Genomic DNA, 18421 nt, shown 5'->3' with positions numbered 1-18421 from the left:
GTGTGGTGCGGATGTGGTGCGGTGCGGGTGTGTCCCGGCGAGCCGAGCCGCGCGCGTCAGATGACGCGGCTCTGGGCCAGCTCGGTGTCGCGGTAGGTGGCGTCCAGCACGAGCTGGTCGGTGCGCACCCAGTTCAGGTCCGTGCCCGTGTGCTTGGTGTGCAGCAGGATGAGGTCGGCGTCGAAACCGGCGGCATCGATGACGGCATCCACCAGGCGTCCGTCGGGCAGGCGCACACCGGCGAAGTGGTTGTCGACGAAGCCCACCGTCGCTCCGTGCTCGGCCAGTCCCGAGAGAATCTCGATGGCGGGCGATTCGCGCAGGTCGGAGACATCCGGTTTGTAGGCGATGCCGACCACGAGGATGCGAGCGTTGGCTAAGGCGATCCCACCGCGGGCGAGCACGTCACGCGCCCCGTCGACGATGCGGCCGGGCCGTGAGGCGATCTCGGTCATGGCCTGCGTGATGAGCGGTGCGTTGACGCGTTGCTCGCGCAGCTGCCACAGCAGATAGTGCGGATCGCACGGGATGCAGTGGCCGCCGACGCCCGGGCCGGGGTAGAACGGCATGAAACCGTAGGGTTTGGTCGCGGCGGCGTCGATCACCTCGGTGACGTCGATGTCGAGCGTCGAGCAGATGTCCGCGAACTCGTTGGCCAGGGCGATGTTGACGGCGCGAAACGTGTTCTCCAACAGCTTGGTCATCTCGGCGGCGGCAACCGACGAGACGCGGTGGATGTTGGTGGTGTAGCGCGAGACGACGCGCACGGCTTCCTCTTCGCACTCGGGCGTCGCGCCGCCGATCACGCGGGGCACATCGTCGTGGTCGAAGCGTTCGTTGCCGGGGTCGATGCGTTCTGCGCTGAAGGACACGTAGGCGTCGACGCCGATGCGGAATCCGCGGGCTTCGAGGGGCTTCTGCACGAAGTCCTCGGTGCAGCCGACGTAGGTGGTCGACGTGAGCATGACGAGCTGACCCGGCACGGCCTGCGCCACGACCATGTCGCACGCGCTCTTCAGGATGGTGAGGTCGGGGATGAGGTGACGGTCGACGGGCGTCGGCACGCAGATGATGATGGCGCGGGCCTTCGCCAGCATGGTGGGGTCGCTCGTCAGGTGGAAGCGTTCGTCGTTCTCGGCGACGTCGAGCCGGTGACGGTCGGCCTCGACGAGGTCGGCGCGGTGGCCGCGGATGTCGTCGAGCCGGCGTTCGGAGACGTCGAGGGCGAGCACGCGGCTGCCCCCGTGGTGATAGGCCAGGGCCGTCGGCAGGCCGACGTAGCCGAGACCCACGATGGCGAGGTCGTAATCGAACGTGGCGTGGGGTTTCGAGGGGGTCTGACTGAAGATCCATTCCGGGCGGTTGTCGGGTTCTTCCGGGTGATCTGCGGTGCGGGTCGTCGTGAGAGTAGACATGGGTTCTCCTGGGTATGTGGCAGTACCGCACGGCACACCGATCCGGGTTCAGGAGGTCGGGGGCCCTGCGGCACGATCGCGGTTCGGGCCGGATCGTGTGTCGGGTGAGCAGTCCGTCCAGGGTGAGAGTCCGGGTTGCCTGGTGCCACGATCCGCCGCGGATGGCCCGGCGGTCAACGCATTTCGCCAAGGGTGCGGTTAACGCGGCGGACCGCCGACCTCGATGCGGGTTTCCGGCGGCCCATGCGGTTTTCCGCAGTGACTCTGCGGGTGCGTGCGGGTTCGGGCGGCCGACATCCGCTTACCGTCGATCTGAACAGCCCCAACTTTTGGAGATCCGTGCTCACCTTCGCCATCGTGGTGTTCTTCACCATCGGCCTGAACACGCTCGTGTGGACGATCGCGGGCCTCAGCCGCATCGCCGTCGAGACCACGCGCGCCCTCCGCGTGCGCCATCGTCGTCACAGCGGCAAGATCTTCCCCGCGGATGCCCTCAGCCACCGTCCGACACGCGTCGATGTCGCCGTGGTCATCGCGGCGCACAACGAGGAGACCGTGATCGAGGAGACGCTGCGGGCGGCGGGCAGGCTCATCCCGCCCTACCAGATCTTCGTCGTGTCGGATGGCTCGTCAGACCGCACCGTCGAACTCGCCCGGGCCGCGGGCGCGAACGTCTACGACCTCAACCCGAACCGCGGCAAGGCGGGCGCCATCGTCGCGGCCCTCGAGTATTTCGACCTCGCGGGCCGATTCGATGTCGTCATGCTGCTCGACGCCGACACGCGTCTCGCCGAAAACTATTTCGAAACGGGCCTCGCGTTGTTCGACTCCCCCGACGTCGTCGCCGTGGCCGGGCGTGCGACGACCCTGCTCGACGGCCCGAGGCAGGGGCTCGAGGCGCGGATCCTCACCTCATATCGCGAACGCGTCTACATCGCCATGCAGTTTCTGCACAAGTTCGGGCAGGCCGCCCGGCACGCCGACGCCGTGGCGATCGTGCCCGGGTTTGCGAGCATGTATCGCTCACGCATCCTGGCCCACATCGATATCGCCGCCGAGGGGCTGACCATCGAGGACTACAACATGACCTTCGAGGTGCACGCCAAAAAGCTCGGCCGCATCGCATTCCATCCGTTCGCGTCGATCGCGCACACGCAAGACCCCGACACGCTGCGCGACTACATCAAGCAGGTGCGGCGATGGAACCTCGGCTTCTGGCAGACGCTGCTGAGGCACAAGCCGCGCCTCAACCGCTTCTGGGCCGCGCTGGCGCTCTTCGTGAGCGAGCTGGCCATCTCGAGCATCGTCATGGTGGCTCTCGTGCCCCTGCTGGTCGTCTCGACGCTCGGGTGGGCTCTCGAAACCGCGGGCGTTCTGACGACGGGCCCCCTCGTGGATGTCGCGACCATAGCCCCTCCGCTCGCCCTCCTGTTGGGCGTGGTCCTGCCCGACTACGCGCTCACGCTGCTCGCCGCTGTCGTCGCGAAGCGCCCGGGGTATCTCGTCCTCGGCATCGCCTATCCCCCGCTGCGCATCCTCGACGCCTGGTTGTGTCTGCGCGCGTTCGTGCAGGCGCGGTCCGGCACGTCGACGGGCGTCTGGCAGAGCCCCACGCGGCGGGCGACATCCGTTCCGGCATCGGGCCCGAGCGCGCCGGCGTCATCCACACCGAGCGCGCCGGCGACATCCACACCGACCGCGCCGGCGGCATCCAGCCCGGTCAGTTGAGCAGCGCCACCAGATGCGATCGCGACCGCGCCCCCGCCTTGCGATACACGCGCGTGAGCCGCAGCTCGACCGTGCGCACCGACACGTAGAGCGTCGCGGCGATCTCCTTGTTGCGCAGGCCCTTCAGCACGAGGTCGACCACCTGGCGTTCGTCCTCGTTGAGCGTGTCGAGGACAGCCGCCGTCTCAGATCGGTTGTCCGGGGGCGCCGCGACCCCGGCCGCAGCAGCAGTGGGCGGTGCGGCTCCGATCCAGGCGTTCGCTCCGGCGGCCTGGTAGATGGCCCGGGCCGTGGCGTGCGAATGCGAGGCTTCGTCGACCTCACCGCGCTCGAACTGGCGACCGGCGAGCATCTCCCAGGTGCGCGCCAGCAGGTACCGCGAGTCGTCGTCGCGGAAGGCGGCGATCGCCTCACGGAACAGCGGGAGGCTCCGGTCGGCGGGCGCGACGATCGCGCGGGTCAACGGAATGGACAACTCGATCCATCGACTCGGATGCTGCGCCTCGGCCGCCTGGAGCCGCGCCGACGTGCGTTCGGCCGCCGTTCGGTGCCCCGTCAGAACCTCGGCGAGAGCCAGATCCGGCAGGTGCCGCACGATGGCAGGGTTCGGCATGGCGTTGCTCGTCGCATCGGCGTCGTCGAGCAGGCGTCTGGCATCCTCGTATCGTTTCTGGGCGAGCGCGAGCGTGCCGAGAATCGCCGAGCTGATCGCCGAGACCGCCATGTTGCCCTCGACGGTGGCGCGATCGATGGCCGCGGCGAAAAGGGTGTCGGCCGTCTCGTAATCGCCCGTGCTCAGCGCATACCAGGCGCGCAGCTGAACGCGGGATGCGCGCGCGCCGAGATGCGGCGCCGCCACCTGCGTGCGGTGCCATTCCACATAGGCCTCGCGGGCACGTTTCATGGTCCCGGCGCGGATCTCGTTCACGACGGAGCGGAACCACACAGCCTCCCGCCACAGCGTATTCTCGTCGTCGAGACGCGCGAGTCCGACCGCGTAGAGGCGGCGCGCCTGGGCGTATTCCTCGGACATGCTGGCCGTGTCGGCCGCGAGCAGAAGCAGCCGCAGGGGAATCGTGTCGGCGTCGACGACCTGCAGATTCTGGGGTCGGTCGTAGGAGTCGATCAGGGCCATGAGCGCGTCGCGCAGCACCCTCTCGGCCGCGCTGGAGGTCGGCCCGACGCCGGCCCGGTCGATCGCACGCCGCGCCGACACGAAGTCCCGGCGTTCGGTATGCCAGTAGGCCGCGTCGATGAGCAGCCGCGTCGCCCCCGTGGGGTTGCGCGGGCCGTGCACGGCCACGGCGGTGTCGATCTCGTGTTCGGGAACGATGCCCGTCGCCGTGTAGTCGACGGCGGCCCGTATCTCGGCGAGAACGAAGGCTCCCGCCGCCCGGTCCCCTCCGAGCTGAGCATGCCTCAGATAACGCTGAGCCAGCCTCACCTCTCCGTGGCGGAAGAACGCGTCCACCAGGTCGAGCACGTGGCGCAGGAGTTCGTTCCGGGTCGGTGCGACGGCGATGGCTCGCTCCGCGTATTCGACCGCCGTCGACCGCCGCCCCGATCGCTCGAACGCGGCCGCCGCGTCGAAGAGTTCGCGGGCCGCGTCTTCATCCTCGGCGGTCGTATAGCTCGCGTGCCACACGGCGACCTCTGGCGCGTGGTCGACGGCCGCCTGGGCCAGCTCTGCATGCAGCACCCGCCGCACCTTCGGGTCGATGCCCCAATACAGGCTCGATCGCAGCAGCGTGTCCGCGATGCCGACGGCGCGATCGCGCACGCGCACGAAACCGGCGTTCACCAGGTCGTCGATCACCTCGGCGTCGTCCGCATCCGCCGTGAGCGCGTCGACATTGGCGGATGCCTGCAGCGAGATCTTCTGCAACATGAGCCGTTGTCGCGGCCCCAGAGCCCCTGTCCGCGCCACCGAGTCTTCCAGGACACGCGCAGTGTGCGGCAGCGGAAGGGGCACGGCCACACTGCCCTCGAACTGTTCGAGCGTCAGGTGTCGGCCCACGTCGATGAGCGCCGCGGGCACGCCGCCCGATTGCTCGCACACGATCTCGAGCACCCCCGCGTCAGCCGTGGGCGGGCACGTGGCGCTCAGAAGCGCCAGCGAGTCGGCAGGCCCGAGTGCCGGAAGTTCGATACGTGTCGCCGCCTGGAACATCTCTCCGCTCGGCACCCGCCGAGCGGTGCCGACGAGCCTGATCCCCGTGCCGGCCAGACGCCCGGCCATGAAGCCCAGCAGCATGAGGGATTCGCGGTCCATCAGGTCGGCGTCGTCGATCATCAGCAGAATGGGTTCGAGCCGCAGGCCCCGCAGCACCGAGAGCAGGTCCCGCGCCGCCTGGAACATCTGTTGCGGCTCGGTCGAGCGCAGCGTGAAGCGTCCACTGAATTCGATGGCACGAGGATCGTCGAGCGCGGCGAACAGGCGCGAGAAACCGGCCAGGGGCCACGTCGACTCGGCGGCCGTCGTGATGATCAGGGCCGTGCGCACTCCGCCGCGGGCGGCTGCTTCTTCGAGCAGGCGGGTCTTGCCGATCCCGGGTCGTCCGGTGATGAGGATGGCGCGCTCGAAGTGCTCGTCATCCGCGCCCAGAATGCGCTCGATCTCGGCGTCGCGGTCGAAGAAGGGCGTGCTATCGGAGACGGACGCGTGCATGGCGATGCCATTCCGCATGAACGTCGGCATTCATGGGGACCTCCCCTCCCGGCCGCGGTCGGGTCGCCGCCGGTAGGGGTGAGTCTAATCACACTCGCGAGAAATGCTCAAGCAAGTGCATAGCAGCAATCTGCGCCTTGATCGTACAAACCGCGCAATTCGTGCGCTCTGTGGATGAGGCTGACGACTCTATTCGCCGAGGTGGTTGCGCGACGCCATCGCGCGGGCGGCTTCGCGGGTGTCTTGGCGCTCGCGCAGGGCCTGGCGCTTGTCGTATTCGCGCTTACCCTTGGCGATCGCGATCTCGACCTTGGCCCGGCCGTCGCTGAAGTACAGGCGCAGCGGAACGATCGTGTAACCGCCGGGCGCCACCTTGTGCGAGATCTTGGCGATCTGCTCCTTGTGCAGCAGCATCTTGCGCTTCCGCCGAACGGGGTGGTTGTTCCAGGTGCCCTGGTTGTATTCGGGGATGTGCACGGCATCGAGCCAGGCCTCGCCACCCTCGATGAAGCCATAGCCGTCGACGAGCGAGGCGCGACCGGCCCGCAGCGATTTGACCTCGGTGCCCGTCAACACGAGACCCGCCTCATAGGTGTCCTCGATGAGGTAGTCGTGGCGCGCCTTGCGGTTGGTGGCCACCACCTTCTCACCACGTTCCCTGGGCACGGCGTCTCCTGTTCGTTCGAGCGAATTCGTTGCCCGAGCGGGCAGCCTCTCAGTCTAGCAACGAAAGAGCGGATGTCGCAGCCCGGGCACGTTCGACACGTGGGGCTCGCGACATCCGCCCGTCGTCTAGATCTTGAGGTAGCGCTTGATCGCGAAGTTGGCCGACAGCGCCGCCAGCACCACGCCGACCACGATCAGCAGTGGGATGACGATGAACGCGTCCTGCAGCCCGACGAAGTTGACGAACTGGGCCGAGGGAGCCAGGTAGCCGTCGACGAAGAAGTGCACGATCGCGAGGATGGCTCCACCCGCCAACAGCGATCCGATCACGGCCGCGAACACACCCTCCAAGACGAAGGGCGTCTGGATGAACCGGTTCGACGCGCCCACCAAGCGCATGATCCCGATCTCCTTGCGGCGCGAGTACGCCGACAATCGGATGGTGGTGGCGATCAGCAGCACGGCCGCGATGAGCATGAGCCCCGCGATGCCGATGGCCGTATAACTCGCCACGTTGAGCGCCTGGAAGATCGAGTCGAGGTATTGCCTCTGGTCGGTGACCGATTGCACGCCCTGCTTACTCGAGAACGCCTCGGACAGAACGGCCGACTGCGAGGGGTCCTTCAGGTTCACCCAATAGGTCTCGTTCAGCTGCTCGGGCGTCACGAGCTGAGCCAGGTCGTTGTCCTTGAACTGTTCCTGGAAGTTGTCGTAGGCCTGCTGGTGGTCTTCGAAATAGAACTTGTCGACGAAGGGCGCGATGGCGGGCGACTTCAGGTCGGTTTCGACGGAGGCCTTCTGGTCAGGGGTCGCTTCACCGCCCGTGCACGTCTCGTCGGTCGAGTCGGCCGTGCACAGATAGATGGCCACCTGGGCCTTGTCGTACCAGTAGTTCTTCATCTGGCCGATCTGCATCTGCATGAGCACGGCCGTGCCCACGAAGGTGAGGGAGATGAAGGTGACGAGCACGACAGAGATCACCATCGAGACGTTGCGGCGGAGCCCCGTCGTGGCTTCCTGCCAGATCAGACCGAACCTCATTTGACCGGACCCACGTTCTGCTCGTCGTCTCCTGCTTGTTCGTCGTCACCCGAGCGCAATCCGAGCCGGTCGACCAGCGAGAGGTGCGCGTTGACCTCGTCGGGGGTTTCGTCGCGGCGGGGCAGGTTCACGATGCCCGTCTGATTTCGGGTGGCGGATGCTGCAGCCCCCGTGTCGTTCTGGGCCTCGCGTCGCTCGGACAGCGGGGCCACCTGCGCGGTGTTCGCGGCATCCTGGTTGGCCTGGACGGCCTGCAGCTGGATGGCCTGGGTCTCGAGTTCGGCGGCAGCCGCGGCGGCGGCGAGTTCCTTGCGCGCGACATCCGCCTGTTCGCCCTTGACGACGGCTGGGCGCAGCTCGGGCACGACGCCCGTGTTGCCGTATCCGCCGCCGCGTTCGTCGCGCACGATGCGTCCGTCGACGAGTTCGATCACGCGGCGCTGCATCTTGTCGACGATGCCGGCCTCGTGGGTGGCCATGAGCACCGTGGTGCCCTGAGCGTTGATGCGGTCGAGCAGCTGCATGATGCCGGCGCTCGTGGCGGGGTCGAGGTTTCCCGTGGGCTCGTCGGCCAGCAGCACCTGAGGCTTGTTCACGACGGCGCGCGCGATGGCGACACGCTGCTGCTCGCCACCCGAGAGTTCGTGGGGCAGGCGGTCGGCCTTGTTGTCGAGCCCCACCATGGCGAGCACATCGGGCACGGCCTCTTGCACGAAACCGCGCGATTTGCCGATGACCTGCAGCGAGAACGCCACGTTCTGGTAGACGGTCTTGTTCGGCAGCAGCCGGAAGTCCTGGAACACGACGCCCAGGTTGCGGCGGAAGTAGGGGATCTTGCGGTTGGAGATCGTGCCGAGGTCGTTGCCCAGCACGAAGATGGAGCCGACGCTCGGCCGCTCCTCCTTCAACACCAGACGCAGGCAGCTCGACTTGCCCGAACCGGAGGCACCGACGAGGAAGACGAATTCCCCGCGCGCCACCTCGAGGTCGATACCCTCGAGGGCGGGACGTTTCGTCCCGGCATATTTCTTCGTGACGTTCTCAAAGCGAATCATGACGCATTGAGCCTAAGCAGGCATCCGTCATTCGGGCCGCAGACACGCCTAGACGTGAGCAGTCCACAGACTCCCACAGACTCGTCGGCTCCGACCCTCGGGGCCTAGTCGTCGGCCGGGGCCTTGCGCCAGCGGATGCCCGCCGAGATGAACCCGTCGAGGTCGCCGTCGAATACGTTCTGCGGGTTGTTGACCTCGTAGTCGGTGCGCAGGTCTTTGACCATCTGGTAGGGCGCGAGCACGTAGGAACGCATCTGGTCGCCCCAGCTGGCCGTGATGTTGCCGGCGAGCTCTTTCTTCTTGGCGCTCTCGGCCTCGCGCTGCAGCAGCAGCAGGCGTGACTGCAGCACGCGCATGGCGGCCGCGCGGTTCTGGATCTGGCTCTTCTCGTTCTGGCAGCTGACCACGATGCCCGTCGGCAGGTGCGTGATGCGCACGGCCGAGTCGGTCGTGTTGACCGACTGGCCGCCGGGGCCCGACGAGCGGAACACGTCGACGCGGATGTCGTTGTCGGGGATCTCGACCTCGCCGGCCTCTTCCATCAGCGGGACGACCTCGACGGCCGCGAAGCTCGTCTGGCGTTTGCCCGCCGAGTTGAAGGGGCTCATGCGCACGAGGCGGTGGGTGCCGGCCTCGACGCTCAGCGTGCCGAAGGCGTAGGGCGCGTCGATCTCGAACGTGGCCGATTTGATGCCGGCCTCTTCGGCGTAGCTCGTGTCGAGCACCTTGGCCGGGTATTTGTGCTGCTCGGCCCAGCGCAGGTACATGCGGAACAGCATGTCGGCGAAGTCGGCGGCGTCGACGCCGCCGGCCCCGGCGCGGATGGTGACGACGGCGGGGCGCGGGTCGTATTCGCCGTTCAGCAGCGTCTGCACCTCGAGTTCGCCGATGCTCTTCTGCAGTGAGGCGAGCTCGGCGGCGGCCTCGTCTTTCGAGTCGTCGTCACCCTCGTCGTTGGCCAGTTCGACCAGCACCTCGAGGTCGTCGAGCTGCTGCTCGATGTGGGTGATCTTGGCCAGTTCGGACTGGCGGTGGCTGAGGGCGCTCGTGATCTTCTGCGCGTTCTCGGTGTCGTCCCACAGGTCGGGTTTGCCGGCCTCTGCGCTCAGCTGCTCGATCTCGGCGCGCAGCCGATCGAGCCCCACGACCTCGCGAATGTCGAAGAAAGTGGTTCGGAGTTGGGCGATCTGATCGCCGAAGTCTAGCTCTACCATGTCACCCTCCAGCCTAGCGGCCCGGGCCCGAGGCGTAGGGTGAAGGTCTATGTCGAATGCCGCCCAGCCCTTCAACGTCAAGGGGCTCGCCGTCTCGATGTTCCTCCCCACCCTGCTGTTCTCCATCGGCGAGGGCGCGCTCATCCCGCTGCTGCCCGTGGCGGCGGGCTCGCTCGGGGCCAGCCTCAGCATCGCGGCCGTCGTGTCGGCCATGCTCATGATCGGTGAGCTCATCGGCGACATCCCGAGCGGATGGCTCGTGGCCCGGGTCGGCGAGCGCGCGGCCATGATCGGCGCGGCGTTCGTGTCGGTCGCCGCGGTCCTCCTCGCCATCCTCGCTCCGAACCCTTTCCTGCTGGGCGTCGCCGTGTTCCTCCTGGGGCTCGCGACGGCCGTGTTCGCCCTGGCCCGGCACGCGTTCATGACCACGTATGTGCCGCTGCGCTACCGGGCGCGGGCGCTGTCGACCCTCGGCGGAACGTTCCGCGCCGGGTTGTTCATCGGGCCTCTGCTGGCGGCCCCCGTCATCCATCTCACGGGCACGCCGCAGAGCGCGTTCTGGATCATGGCCACGTTCTGCGTGCTGGCCGCGATCATCCTGGTGGTGCTGCCCGATCCGTCGACCATGATCGGGCGGCCGAACGTCGAGGTCACGCCCGAGGGTGCGGTGGCGACATCCGGTGCCGAGCTCGTGGCCGAGGAATCGGTGGGGCTGTTCCGCACGGTGTGGCGGCACCGCGGCATTCTGCTGAAACTCGGCTCGGGGGCGGCCCTCGTGGCGGCGCTGCGTTCGGCGCGCACCGTGATGTTGCCGCTGTGGGCCGTCTCGATCGGCGTGTCCGAGGCCAACACGGCGCTCATCATCGGCCTGGCGGGCGCCATCGACTTCGGCCTCTTCTACCTGAGCGGCCAGATCATGGACAAGCACGGGCGCAAGTGGAGCGCCATCCCCGCCATGATCGGGCTCGGTGCCGGCATGGCGCTCCTGGCACTGACGCACGACGTCCCGGGCGCCGTCGCGTTCTTCATCGCCGCCGCCGTGGTGCAGTCGCTCGCCAACGGCATCGGCTCTGGCATCCTCATGACCCTCGGTGCGGATGTCGCGCCGCCGGCCGATCCCGCGCCCTTCCTCGGCGCCTGGCGCTTCACGACGGATGCCGGGGCTGCCGCTGCTCCCCTCCTCATCGCCGCCGTCACGGCCGTCGTCTCCCTGCCGGCCGCCGCCGCCGTCATGGCCGTGCTCGCGCTCGGGGGTGCCGGCATCCTGGCCCGCAACATCCCCCCGCACGCGAGTCTGACCTCCCACCGCTGACGCTCGGCCGATCTTCGACCAGCATCCAGGTTCGAGTGTGAGCATGGGCTGATGGGTATCGGTGTGATGTTCTGTGGGTTCGCGACCAGCATGGTCGTCGCAACCACGACCATCGTTCTCGGATGCCTTCTCGGCTGGCCCCAGCAGAACGACACGGCCGGCCAGGTGCTCGCCGGGAGCGTGTGGATCATCCCCGCGCTCATCGGTGGTTTCGCCGCCGGCTTCATCGGCCCCGGCTACGCCATCCCCGGCCCCGACCTGGGCGAGGAATACCACTCCCGCCCGCTCAGCGTGCTGCGCCGCACCATCATCGCGGCCGTCTCGGTCTCGGGCCCCGCGTTCCTCTTCATCTTCGGTTCGGTCGTCGCGGGCATCGCGCGCCCCGTGAGTCAGCTCGCCGTGACGGTCGGTTTCTACGGTCTCGTCTTCTCGGTGCTCGTGGTGCTGGCCGGTTCGGGCGCCTTCGCGCTCGCCTTCGCCTCGACGAGCCGCAGCCTGAAGCGCGCCGCTCCGCACCCCTTGTAGACTGATTCGCGCCAGCGGGAGTGGTGAAATTGGCAGACACGCAGGATTTAGGTTCCTGTGCCTTCGGGCGTGAGGGTTCAAGTCCCTTCTTCCGCACAGTTCGGCGTGCATGCTCGTTCTACATCCTTCGCCCGGGGGCGATGTCCTCCCGAAGGATGAGATTGAGCGTGGCCCGAGCATTTGCCATCGATTCGGCAGGATAGGCGGATAGGCTCTCACCGTGAATCACACCGCACTCATCCCCTGGCTCGACCCCGAGGCCATCATCACGGGCGTCGGCCCCTGGGCACTCCTCGTGGTGTGCGCGATCGTCTTCGCCGAGACCGGCCTGTTGATCGGCTTCCTGCTACCCGGCGACACGCTGCTGTTGATCACCGGCATCCTCACCTTCTCGGGCGTGATTCAGCTCGACATCTGGTGGGTGTGTCTCGCCATCGGCTTCGCCGCGTTCCTGGGCGGTGAGGTCGGCTATCTGATCGGCCATAAGTTCGGGCCGAAAGTGTTCGAGCGCAAAGAGTCCGGCCTGTTCAGTGTCGAGAACGTCAACCGCACCAACGCGTTCTTCGAGCGTTTCGGCGCCATGGCCGTCATCCTGGCCCGCTTCGTGCCCATCGTGCGCACGTTCGCGCCGATCGCCGCGGGCATCGGCCACATGAACTATAAGAAATACTCGCTCTACAACCTCGTGGGCGCGCTCATCTGGGGCGCCGGGCTCACGCTCGTCGGCTACTTCCTCGGCTACATCCCGCCCGTGCGCGACTTCGTGCAGAACTACATCGACCTGATCCTGCTGGCCGCCGTGGCCGTCACGGTCATCCCCACCGCGTTCCACTACGTGCAGTCCTCGCGCAAGGCCAAGAAGGCTCGACTGGCCACCGCCGCGACGGCTGCCGCCGAAAGCGCTCGCAACTCCGAATAGCCCCGCCACACGTTTCACCCTCGGGTGGATCACCGGCTCCCACACCTCTGCCCCGCCATTCGGCACGACAGAAAGAGAGAACCTCTGATGAAACCCGCACTCCTCGGCATCGACTGGCTCGACGCCGAATGGCTGATCACCTGGTTCGGCCCCTTCGTCCTCATCGGCGTCTGCGTCGTCGTCTTCGTCGAGACGGGCTTCATCGTCCTGTCCTTCCTGCCCGGCGACTCGTTGCTCTTCACGGTGGGCCTCTTGACCGCGACGGGCGTCGTGCCCACACCCATCGGCATCACGGCGCTCTGTGTCTTCGTGGCGGCTTTCGCGGGTGACCAACTGGCCTATGCCATCGGGCGCAAGGCCGGGCCTGCCGTCTTCCGGCGCGAACAGAGTCGCTTCTTCAACCCCGAGAACGTCGAGCGCACCAACGCCTTCTTCACCAAGCACGGCGGCAAGGCCATCATCCTGGCCCGCTTCCTGCCCGTGTTCCGCGCATTCGTGCCCGTTGCCGCCGGCGTGGGGCGGATGTCGTACAAGACGTTCATCACCTTCAACGTCATCGGCGCCTTCGCCTGGGGCGTCGGCCTCACGCTCGTGGGCTACTTCCTCGGCCAGATCGAGTTCGTGGCCACGTATAGCGAGTTCTTCATCATCGGGATCGTGTTGCTGAGCGGTATCCCCATTCTGATGGAGCTGACCAAGGCCGGGCGCGGCTGGCTGCGCGACCGCCGCGCGGGCACGACCGCCACTAGCGAGTAGTGCCGCAGCCCCTCAGGGGTGGACGGGCGTCTCGTGGGCGCTGTGCTGCGCGGGCTCGAGCTGGAAGGTCGAGTGCGCGACGTCGAAGTGGCTGCTCAGGCATCCGGAGAGGTCGTCGAGGAGCGAACCGGCCGAGCCCGACGAGAAGACCTCGGGCTCGACGACGACGTGGGCGGTGAAGACCGGCGCACCCGTCGTGATCGACCAGACGTGGACGTCGTGCACGTCGACGACGCCGCGCTGCCCGAGGATGTGTTCGCGGATGCGGGCGACGTCGGTGTCACGCGGCGCCGATTCTGACAGAACGTGCACGACATCCTTCAGGAGCACCAGAGCGCGCGGCACGATCATGGAGGCGATGACGAGGGAGGCGATCGCGTCGGCGGGGCCGAAGCCCGTCGTGAGGATGACGACGGCCGCGATGATGACGGCGATCGAGCCGAGCAGATCGCCCAGCACCTCGAGGTAGGCGCCCTTCATGTTGATGGAGCCGGCCGCGGCGGGCCGGAGCAACAGCAGGGCGACGACGTTGGCCACGAGACCTATGGCGGCGACGAGCAGCATGATCCCGCCCGTCGGATGCTCGTCTCCCCCGTTGACCAGACGGCCCACCGCCTCGATCGACACCCCCACCGCGACACCCACGAGGATGATGGCGTTGATGAGCGCCCCGAAGACCTCGGCGCGCTGGAAGCCGAACGTGGAGCGATCGGTCGCGGGCCGCGCGGCGACGACCGTCGCGATGAGTGCGATCGTGAGCCCCGCGAAGTCGGAGAGCATGTGCCCGGCATCGGCCAACAGCGCGAGCGAACCGCTGAGCACGGCGCCCACGACCTCGACCAACAGCACCGTGCCGACGATGCACATCGCACCGATCAGACGGCGCCGGTTGGTGGCGCCCGTCGCGTGGTCGTGCGTATGCGAATGGCCCATGATGCTTCAACCGTAAGCGCCGCGCACCCGCGGAACAAGCTGCGCCGCTAGATAGGAATGATGCCGGTTCTCATTACCCGCACGGGGTATTGCCCGGGCATCATCCGAGGCCGGCTCTCACCGGTCCAGCGCAGACGGTCAGGCGGTTTCGGCGGCCGCGACGATCGAGAGCGCGGGCACGATCTGGGCGAAGGCCAGGGCGCGGTGACTGACGTCGTTCTTCGCCGCGGGCGAGAGCTCGGCCGCGGTCAGTTCGCTGCCGTCTGGCACGAAGATCGGGTCATAGCCGAAACCGTTGTCGCCGCGCGGGCTCGTCGTGAGCGACCCGTGCCACTCCCCCACGACGACCTCCTCCGAGGCGCCGGCCGGGTGGCCCTCCGGCACGACGAGCGCGATGGCGCACGAGAAGTGCGCGCGCCGGTGCTCTGCTCGCACATCGCCCAATTGGTGGAGCAGCAGGGCGAGGTTCGCCGCCGAGTCGTGCGCGTGCCCGGCCCAGCGTGCGGAGAAGATGCCGGGCGAGCCGCCCAGGATGTCGACCGCGATGCCGGAGTCGTCGGCCAGCGCCACGAGCCCCGTGTGCGCCGCGGCTGCGCGGGCTTTGATCAGGGCGTTCTCCGCGAAGGACACGCCATCCTCGACGGGTTCGGGGCCGTCGTAGGCCACGACGCGCACCGAGGGCACGTCCCGCGACAGGATGCGCTGGAACTCCTCCACCTTGTGGGCGTTGTGGGTGGCCAGGACGATCTCGAGCGCCATCGTCACACGCCCGTGTAGCTGACGGCGGTGCTGCCGGCGATCGCGGGGCGCGAGCCATCCGCGTTGGTCAGAGCCGTGGTCTGGATCTCGGCCAGGTCGACGGCACCCGCGAGGGCGAGGTCGAGCAGGGCGTTGAGTTCGGCGCGGTCGAACGGCGCACCCTCTGCCGTGCCCTGCACTTCGACGAAGAGGCCGCGGCCGGTGACGACGACATTCATGTCGGTTTCGGCGCGGACATCCTCGACGTAGGCCAGGTCGAGCATGGGCTCGCCGTCGATGATTCCGACCGAGACGGCCGACACGCTGTCGATGAGGGGCGTGGCCTTCTGGCCGATGTACTTCTTGGTGCGTGCCCACTCGATGGCGTCGGCCAGGGCCACGTAGGCACCCGTGATGGCGGCCGTGCGGGTTCCGCCGTCGGCCTGCAGCACATCGCAGTCGATGACGATGGTGTTCTCGCCGAGGGATTTCATGTCGATGACGGCGCGCAGGCTGCGGCCGATGAGGCGCGAGATCTCGTGCGTGCGGCCGCCGATCTTGCCCTTGACCGATTCGCGGTCCATGCGGCTGTTCGTCGAACGCGGCAGCATCGAATACTCGGCCGTGACCCAGCCCTTGCCCTTGCCGGCCAGCCAGCGAGGAACGCCGTTCGTGAAGGACGCCGTGCACAGCACCTTGGTCTTGCCGAAGGACACGAGCGCCGATCCCTCGGCCTGGTCGCTCCAGCCGCGTTCGATGGTCACGGTGCGCAGTTCGTCGGCTGCGCGTCCGTCGGCACGGGTCTTCTCGGTCACGGGGTCTCCTCGGGGGTTGTGCGGGTCGAAACAGGGGGTGTGGATGCGGTGGGCACTGCGCTCTCGGCCGGTGCGGCAGATGCGGCGGGCGCTGAAGACGATGCGGATGCCGCGGCAGCTTCGGCCAGGCCACGAACGTCGATGACGCCCGTCTGCACGAGGTCGACGCGCTGGATCTCGCGGCCGATGAGGCGGTGCGCGAGGCGCAGGAACTCGTCCTCGCTCTGGCCGGTGGCCTCGTAGTGGTGCTCGGGCGCGGCGGGGGCACGGCGCTCGAGCCCGCGCGACACGAGCTGCCGATAGACGTCGTTCGCGGTCTCGGTGTCGCTCGAGACGAGCGTGACGCTCGGGCCCATCACGTAGCTGATGGCGCCCTTCAAGAAGGGGTAGTGCGTGCATCCGAGCACCAGGGTGTCGATGCCGGCGTGGCGGAGCGGCTCGAGGTAGTGCTCGGCGACGCCCAGGACCTCGCTGCCCGAGGTCACGCCGGATTCGACGAACTCGACGAAACGGGGGCACGCCTGCGTGAAGAGCGTGAGGTCGGGAGCGGCGGCGAAGGCATCCTCATAGGCGCGTGAATTGATGGTGCCCTCGGTGCCGATCACGCCGATCCGGCGGTTGCGGGTGACGCTCACGGCCGTGCGCACGGCGGGCTGGATGACTTCGACCACGGGCACGTCGTAACGCTCGCGGGCGTCGCGCAGAACCGCGGCCGACGCCGTGTTGCAGGCGATGACGAGCATCTTCACGCCCTGCGCCACCAGATCGTCGAGCACCTCGAGCGAGTAGCGCCGCACGTCGGCGATGGGCTTGGGACCATAGGGCGAACGCGCCGTGTCGCCGATGTAGAGGATCTCTTCGTTCGGCAGCTGGTCTTGAATGGCCCGGGCGACGGTCAACCCGCCGACTCCCGAATCGAAGATGCCGATAGGTGCGTCGCTCACGATCCCCCAGCCTACCCGTCGGTTTAGGCTAGATCCGTGAGCACATCGACGGCACTGCACACCGACCGCTACGAACTGACCATGATCGACGCCGCGCTGCAAGACGGCACGGCGCACCGACGCTGCCTCTTCGAGGTCTTCGCCCGGCGCCTGCCGGGTGCCCGGCGATACGGCGTCGTGGCGGGAACGGGCCGCCTGCTCAGCCTCATCGCCGATCTGCGTTTCGGCGACCGCGAGCTCGAGTGGTTGCGTGCCGAGCGTGTCGTGTCCGAGCGCACGCTCGACTGGCTAGCCGACTACCGCTTCTCGGGGTCGATCGACGGATATCGCGAGGGCGAGGTCTACTTCCCGAATTCGCCGCTGCTCACGGTCGAGGCGTCCTTCGCCGAGGGCGTGCTGCTCGAGACGTTGGCGCTCAGCGTGCTCAACTTCGACAGCGCCGTCGCGAACGCGGCCACGCGGATGGTGACGGCCGCTGCCGGGCGTCCGCTCGCCGAGATGGGGTCGCGGCGCGCCAACGAGAAAGCGGCGATCGCGGCATCACGCGCGGCCTATATCGCCGGGTTCGGGGCGACGAGCAACCTCGAGGCCGGCCTGCGCTGGGGCATCCCGACGATGGGAACGGCCGCACACGCGTTCACGTTGCTGCACGACAGCGAGGAGGAAGCGTTCCAGGCGCAGGTCGACGCCCTTGGGCCGTCCACCACGCTTCTCGTGGACACGTATGACGTGCAGAAGGGTGTCGAAACGGCCGTGCGTGTCGCCGGCACCGAGCTCGGGGCGGTTCGGCTCGATTCGGGCGACCTGCCCGTGCTCGTGTCCGAGGTGCGGCAGCAGCTCGACGCATTGGGCGCCCGCAACACCAAGATCACGGTGACCAACGATCTCGACGAGTTCACGATCGCGGCGCTGTCTCCCTCGCCCGTCGACTCGTTCGGCGTGGGAACCTCGCTCGTCACCGGCTCGGGGTCGCCCGCCGCCAGCATGGTCTACAAGCTGGTGGCTCGACGCGACCACGATTCCGAGGACTGGACTCCTGTGGCCAAGGCCTCGGCGGGCAAGGTGTCGCGCGGCGGCCGCAAGAGCGCCGTTCGCCGACTGGATGCCGCGGGCAAGGCATCTGCCGAGGTCGTGCGCGTTCTGGGCTCAGAGCCGCGCGAACGTGCCTTCGAGACGCGGGATGCATCTGAGCGCGGGCTCATCGTCCCGCTCGTCACCGAAGGGGTGGCCGATGAGCGTTACCTCGGCGTCGACGGCACGCGCGCTGCCCGGGCACACCGTGAAGAGGCTGTGGCCGAACTTCCGCTCGGAGCCTTGCGTCTCAGCCGCGGCGAGCCCGTGCTCGAGACGATCCTCGAATAGCGGGCGCGTTCGCTCGGTCAGTCCTTCTTCATCTTTTCGTAGATCTCTTTGCACGTGGGGCAGACGGGGAACTTCTCGGGGTCGCGCCCCGGTGTCCACTTCTTGCCGCACAGCGCGCGCACGGGTTTGCCCGTGAGCGCGGACTGCATGATCTTGTCTTTCGGCACATAGTGCGAGAAACGCTCGTGGTCGCCCGGGTCGAGGCTTTCGTTGCGCAGCAGCTCTTCGAGTTCACGATCGAGCGTGGCCGTTCCGCCGCCGTCGGGGATGGCTTGGGGGTCGAGGGTGCTCATGCGTGCGTTCATGTTCCTCATTTTACTCCGCGCTGAT

17 protein-coding genes and 1 tRNA gene are annotated in these 18421 nt (G+C 67.7%); 7 read left to right on the top strand and 11 right to left on the bottom strand.

All coding sequences use genetic code 11. The features are described 5' to 3' along the window. Positions 1 to 56: 56 nt before the first annotated feature. Complete coding sequence (locus tag ACZ6IE_RS05575) at positions 57 to 1415, bottom strand: nucleotide sugar dehydrogenase (RefSeq protein WP_464607132.1); 1359 nt, start codon at positions 1413 to 1415, stop codon at positions 57 to 59. A gap of 339 nt (positions 1416 to 1754) precedes the next feature. On the opposite strand from ACZ6IE_RS05575, the gene ACZ6IE_RS05570 reads away from it, so the two are divergent. Continuing rightward, the gene (locus tag ACZ6IE_RS05570; RefSeq protein WP_464607131.1) at positions 1755 to 3143 is read left to right on the top strand and encodes a glycosyltransferase family 2 protein; all 1389 of its coding nucleotides are present in this window, start codon (positions 1755 to 1757) and stop codon (positions 3141 to 3143) included. Here the strand turns inward: ACZ6IE_RS05570 and ACZ6IE_RS05565 are convergent. The 5 genes from ACZ6IE_RS05565 to prfB all read right to left on the bottom strand — a co-directional run bounded on the left by ACZ6IE_RS05565 (position 3136) and on the right by prfB (position 9787). Beyond that, on the bottom strand, positions 3136 to 5829 hold the full coding sequence (locus ACZ6IE_RS05565) for an AAA family ATPase (RefSeq protein ID WP_464607130.1): 2694 nt from the start codon (positions 5827 to 5829) through the stop codon (positions 3136 to 3138). The genes ACZ6IE_RS05570 and ACZ6IE_RS05565 overlap by 8 nt on opposite strands. Before the next feature lie 171 nt (positions 5830 to 6000). Then, entirely contained in the window at positions 6001 to 6477 is a 477-nt protein-coding gene (gene smpB / locus ACZ6IE_RS05560) for an SsrA-binding protein SmpB (RefSeq protein WP_077053523.1), read from the bottom strand. A 126-nt stretch (positions 6478 to 6603) separates the two neighbouring features. Then, entirely contained in the window at positions 6604 to 7518 is a 915-nt protein-coding gene (gene ftsX, locus ACZ6IE_RS05555) for a permease-like cell division protein FtsX (RefSeq protein WP_464607129.1), read from the bottom strand. After that, the gene (ftsE, locus tag ACZ6IE_RS05550) at positions 7515 to 8573 is read right to left on the bottom strand and encodes a cell division ATP-binding protein FtsE (RefSeq protein WP_464607128.1); all 1059 of its coding nucleotides are present in this window, start codon (positions 8571 to 8573) and stop codon (positions 7515 to 7517) included. Before ftsE ends, ftsX begins: the two co-directional genes overlap by 4 nt. Before the next feature lie 104 nt (positions 8574 to 8677). After that, entirely contained in the window at positions 8678 to 9787 is a 1110-nt protein-coding gene (gene prfB, locus ACZ6IE_RS05545) for a peptide chain release factor 2 (RefSeq protein WP_464607127.1), read from the bottom strand. A gap of 49 nt (positions 9788 to 9836) precedes the next feature. Between prfB and ACZ6IE_RS05540 the strand changes: the two genes are divergently transcribed. The 5 genes from ACZ6IE_RS05540 (at position 9837) to ACZ6IE_RS05520 (ending at position 13299) form a co-directional block, all read left to right on the top strand. Continuing rightward, complete coding sequence (locus tag ACZ6IE_RS05540) at positions 9837 to 11099, top strand: MFS transporter (protein ID WP_464607126.1); 1263 nt, start codon at positions 9837 to 9839, stop codon at positions 11097 to 11099. 51 nt (positions 11100 to 11150) lie between these two features. Next, the gene (locus tag ACZ6IE_RS05535) at positions 11151 to 11624 is read left to right on the top strand and encodes a hypothetical protein (RefSeq protein ID WP_464607125.1); all 474 of its coding nucleotides are present in this window, start codon (positions 11151 to 11153) and stop codon (positions 11622 to 11624) included. A 14-nt stretch (positions 11625 to 11638) separates the two neighbouring features. Continuing rightward, positions 11639 to 11720: transfer RNA gene (locus ACZ6IE_RS05530), tRNA-Leu, on the top strand. A gap of 124 nt (positions 11721 to 11844) precedes the next feature. Continuing rightward, positions 11845 to 12543 (top strand): DedA family protein, encoded by a 699-nt coding sequence (locus tag ACZ6IE_RS05525; RefSeq protein WP_079727262.1) that lies wholly within the window; start codon positions 11845 to 11847, stop codon positions 12541 to 12543. An 87-nt stretch (positions 12544 to 12630) separates the two neighbouring features. Continuing rightward, a complete protein-coding gene (locus ACZ6IE_RS05520; protein ID WP_464607124.1) occupies positions 12631 to 13299 on the top strand; it encodes a DedA family protein in 669 nt (222 codons plus the stop codon). Between the two features lie 12 nt (positions 13300 to 13311). Here ACZ6IE_RS05520 and ACZ6IE_RS05515 read toward each other — a convergent pair whose 3' ends face one another. From ACZ6IE_RS05515 to murI, 4 genes are all read right to left on the bottom strand, one after another. Continuing rightward, positions 13312 to 14232, bottom strand: a complete 921-nt coding sequence (locus ACZ6IE_RS05515) for a cation diffusion facilitator family transporter (RefSeq protein WP_464607123.1) — start codon at positions 14230 to 14232, stop codon at positions 13312 to 13314. A gap of 138 nt (positions 14233 to 14370) precedes the next feature. Further along, complete coding sequence (gene rdgB / locus ACZ6IE_RS05510; protein WP_464607122.1) at positions 14371 to 14991, bottom strand: RdgB/HAM1 family non-canonical purine NTP pyrophosphatase; 621 nt, start codon at positions 14989 to 14991, stop codon at positions 14371 to 14373. A 2-nt stretch (positions 14992 to 14993) separates the two neighbouring features. Then, positions 14994 to 15785 carry a ribonuclease PH gene (rph, locus tag ACZ6IE_RS05505; protein WP_464607121.1) on the bottom strand — a complete coding sequence of 264 codons (792 nt, stop codon included), beginning with the start codon at positions 15783 to 15785 and terminating at the stop codon, positions 14994 to 14996. Next, complete coding sequence (gene murI / locus ACZ6IE_RS05500; RefSeq protein ID WP_464607120.1) at positions 15782 to 16729, bottom strand: glutamate racemase; 948 nt, start codon at positions 16727 to 16729, stop codon at positions 15782 to 15784. The genes rph and murI overlap by 4 nt, the downstream gene beginning before the upstream one ends. Before the next feature lie 36 nt (positions 16730 to 16765). Here murI and ACZ6IE_RS05495 point away from each other — a divergent pair, with 36 nt between their 5' ends. Next, positions 16766 to 18091: a nicotinate phosphoribosyltransferase gene (locus ACZ6IE_RS05495; RefSeq protein WP_464607119.1), complete on the top strand. Its 1326-nt coding sequence runs from the start codon at positions 16766 to 16768 to the stop codon at positions 18089 to 18091. Positions 18092 to 18108: 17 nt separating this feature from the next. On the opposite strand, the gene ACZ6IE_RS05490 is transcribed toward ACZ6IE_RS05495, so the two are convergent. After that, positions 18109 to 18396 (bottom strand): DUF3039 domain-containing protein, encoded by a 288-nt coding sequence (locus ACZ6IE_RS05490; protein ID WP_464607118.1) that lies wholly within the window; start codon positions 18394 to 18396, stop codon positions 18109 to 18111. Between the last annotated feature and the right edge of the window lie 25 nt (positions 18397 to 18421).

The sequence above is a fragment of the Okibacterium sp. AC114 genome (assembly GCF_979253355.1).
The sequence above is the reverse complement of the archived record's forward strand: the minus strand, read 5'-3'. Positions and strand labels throughout refer to the sequence as shown.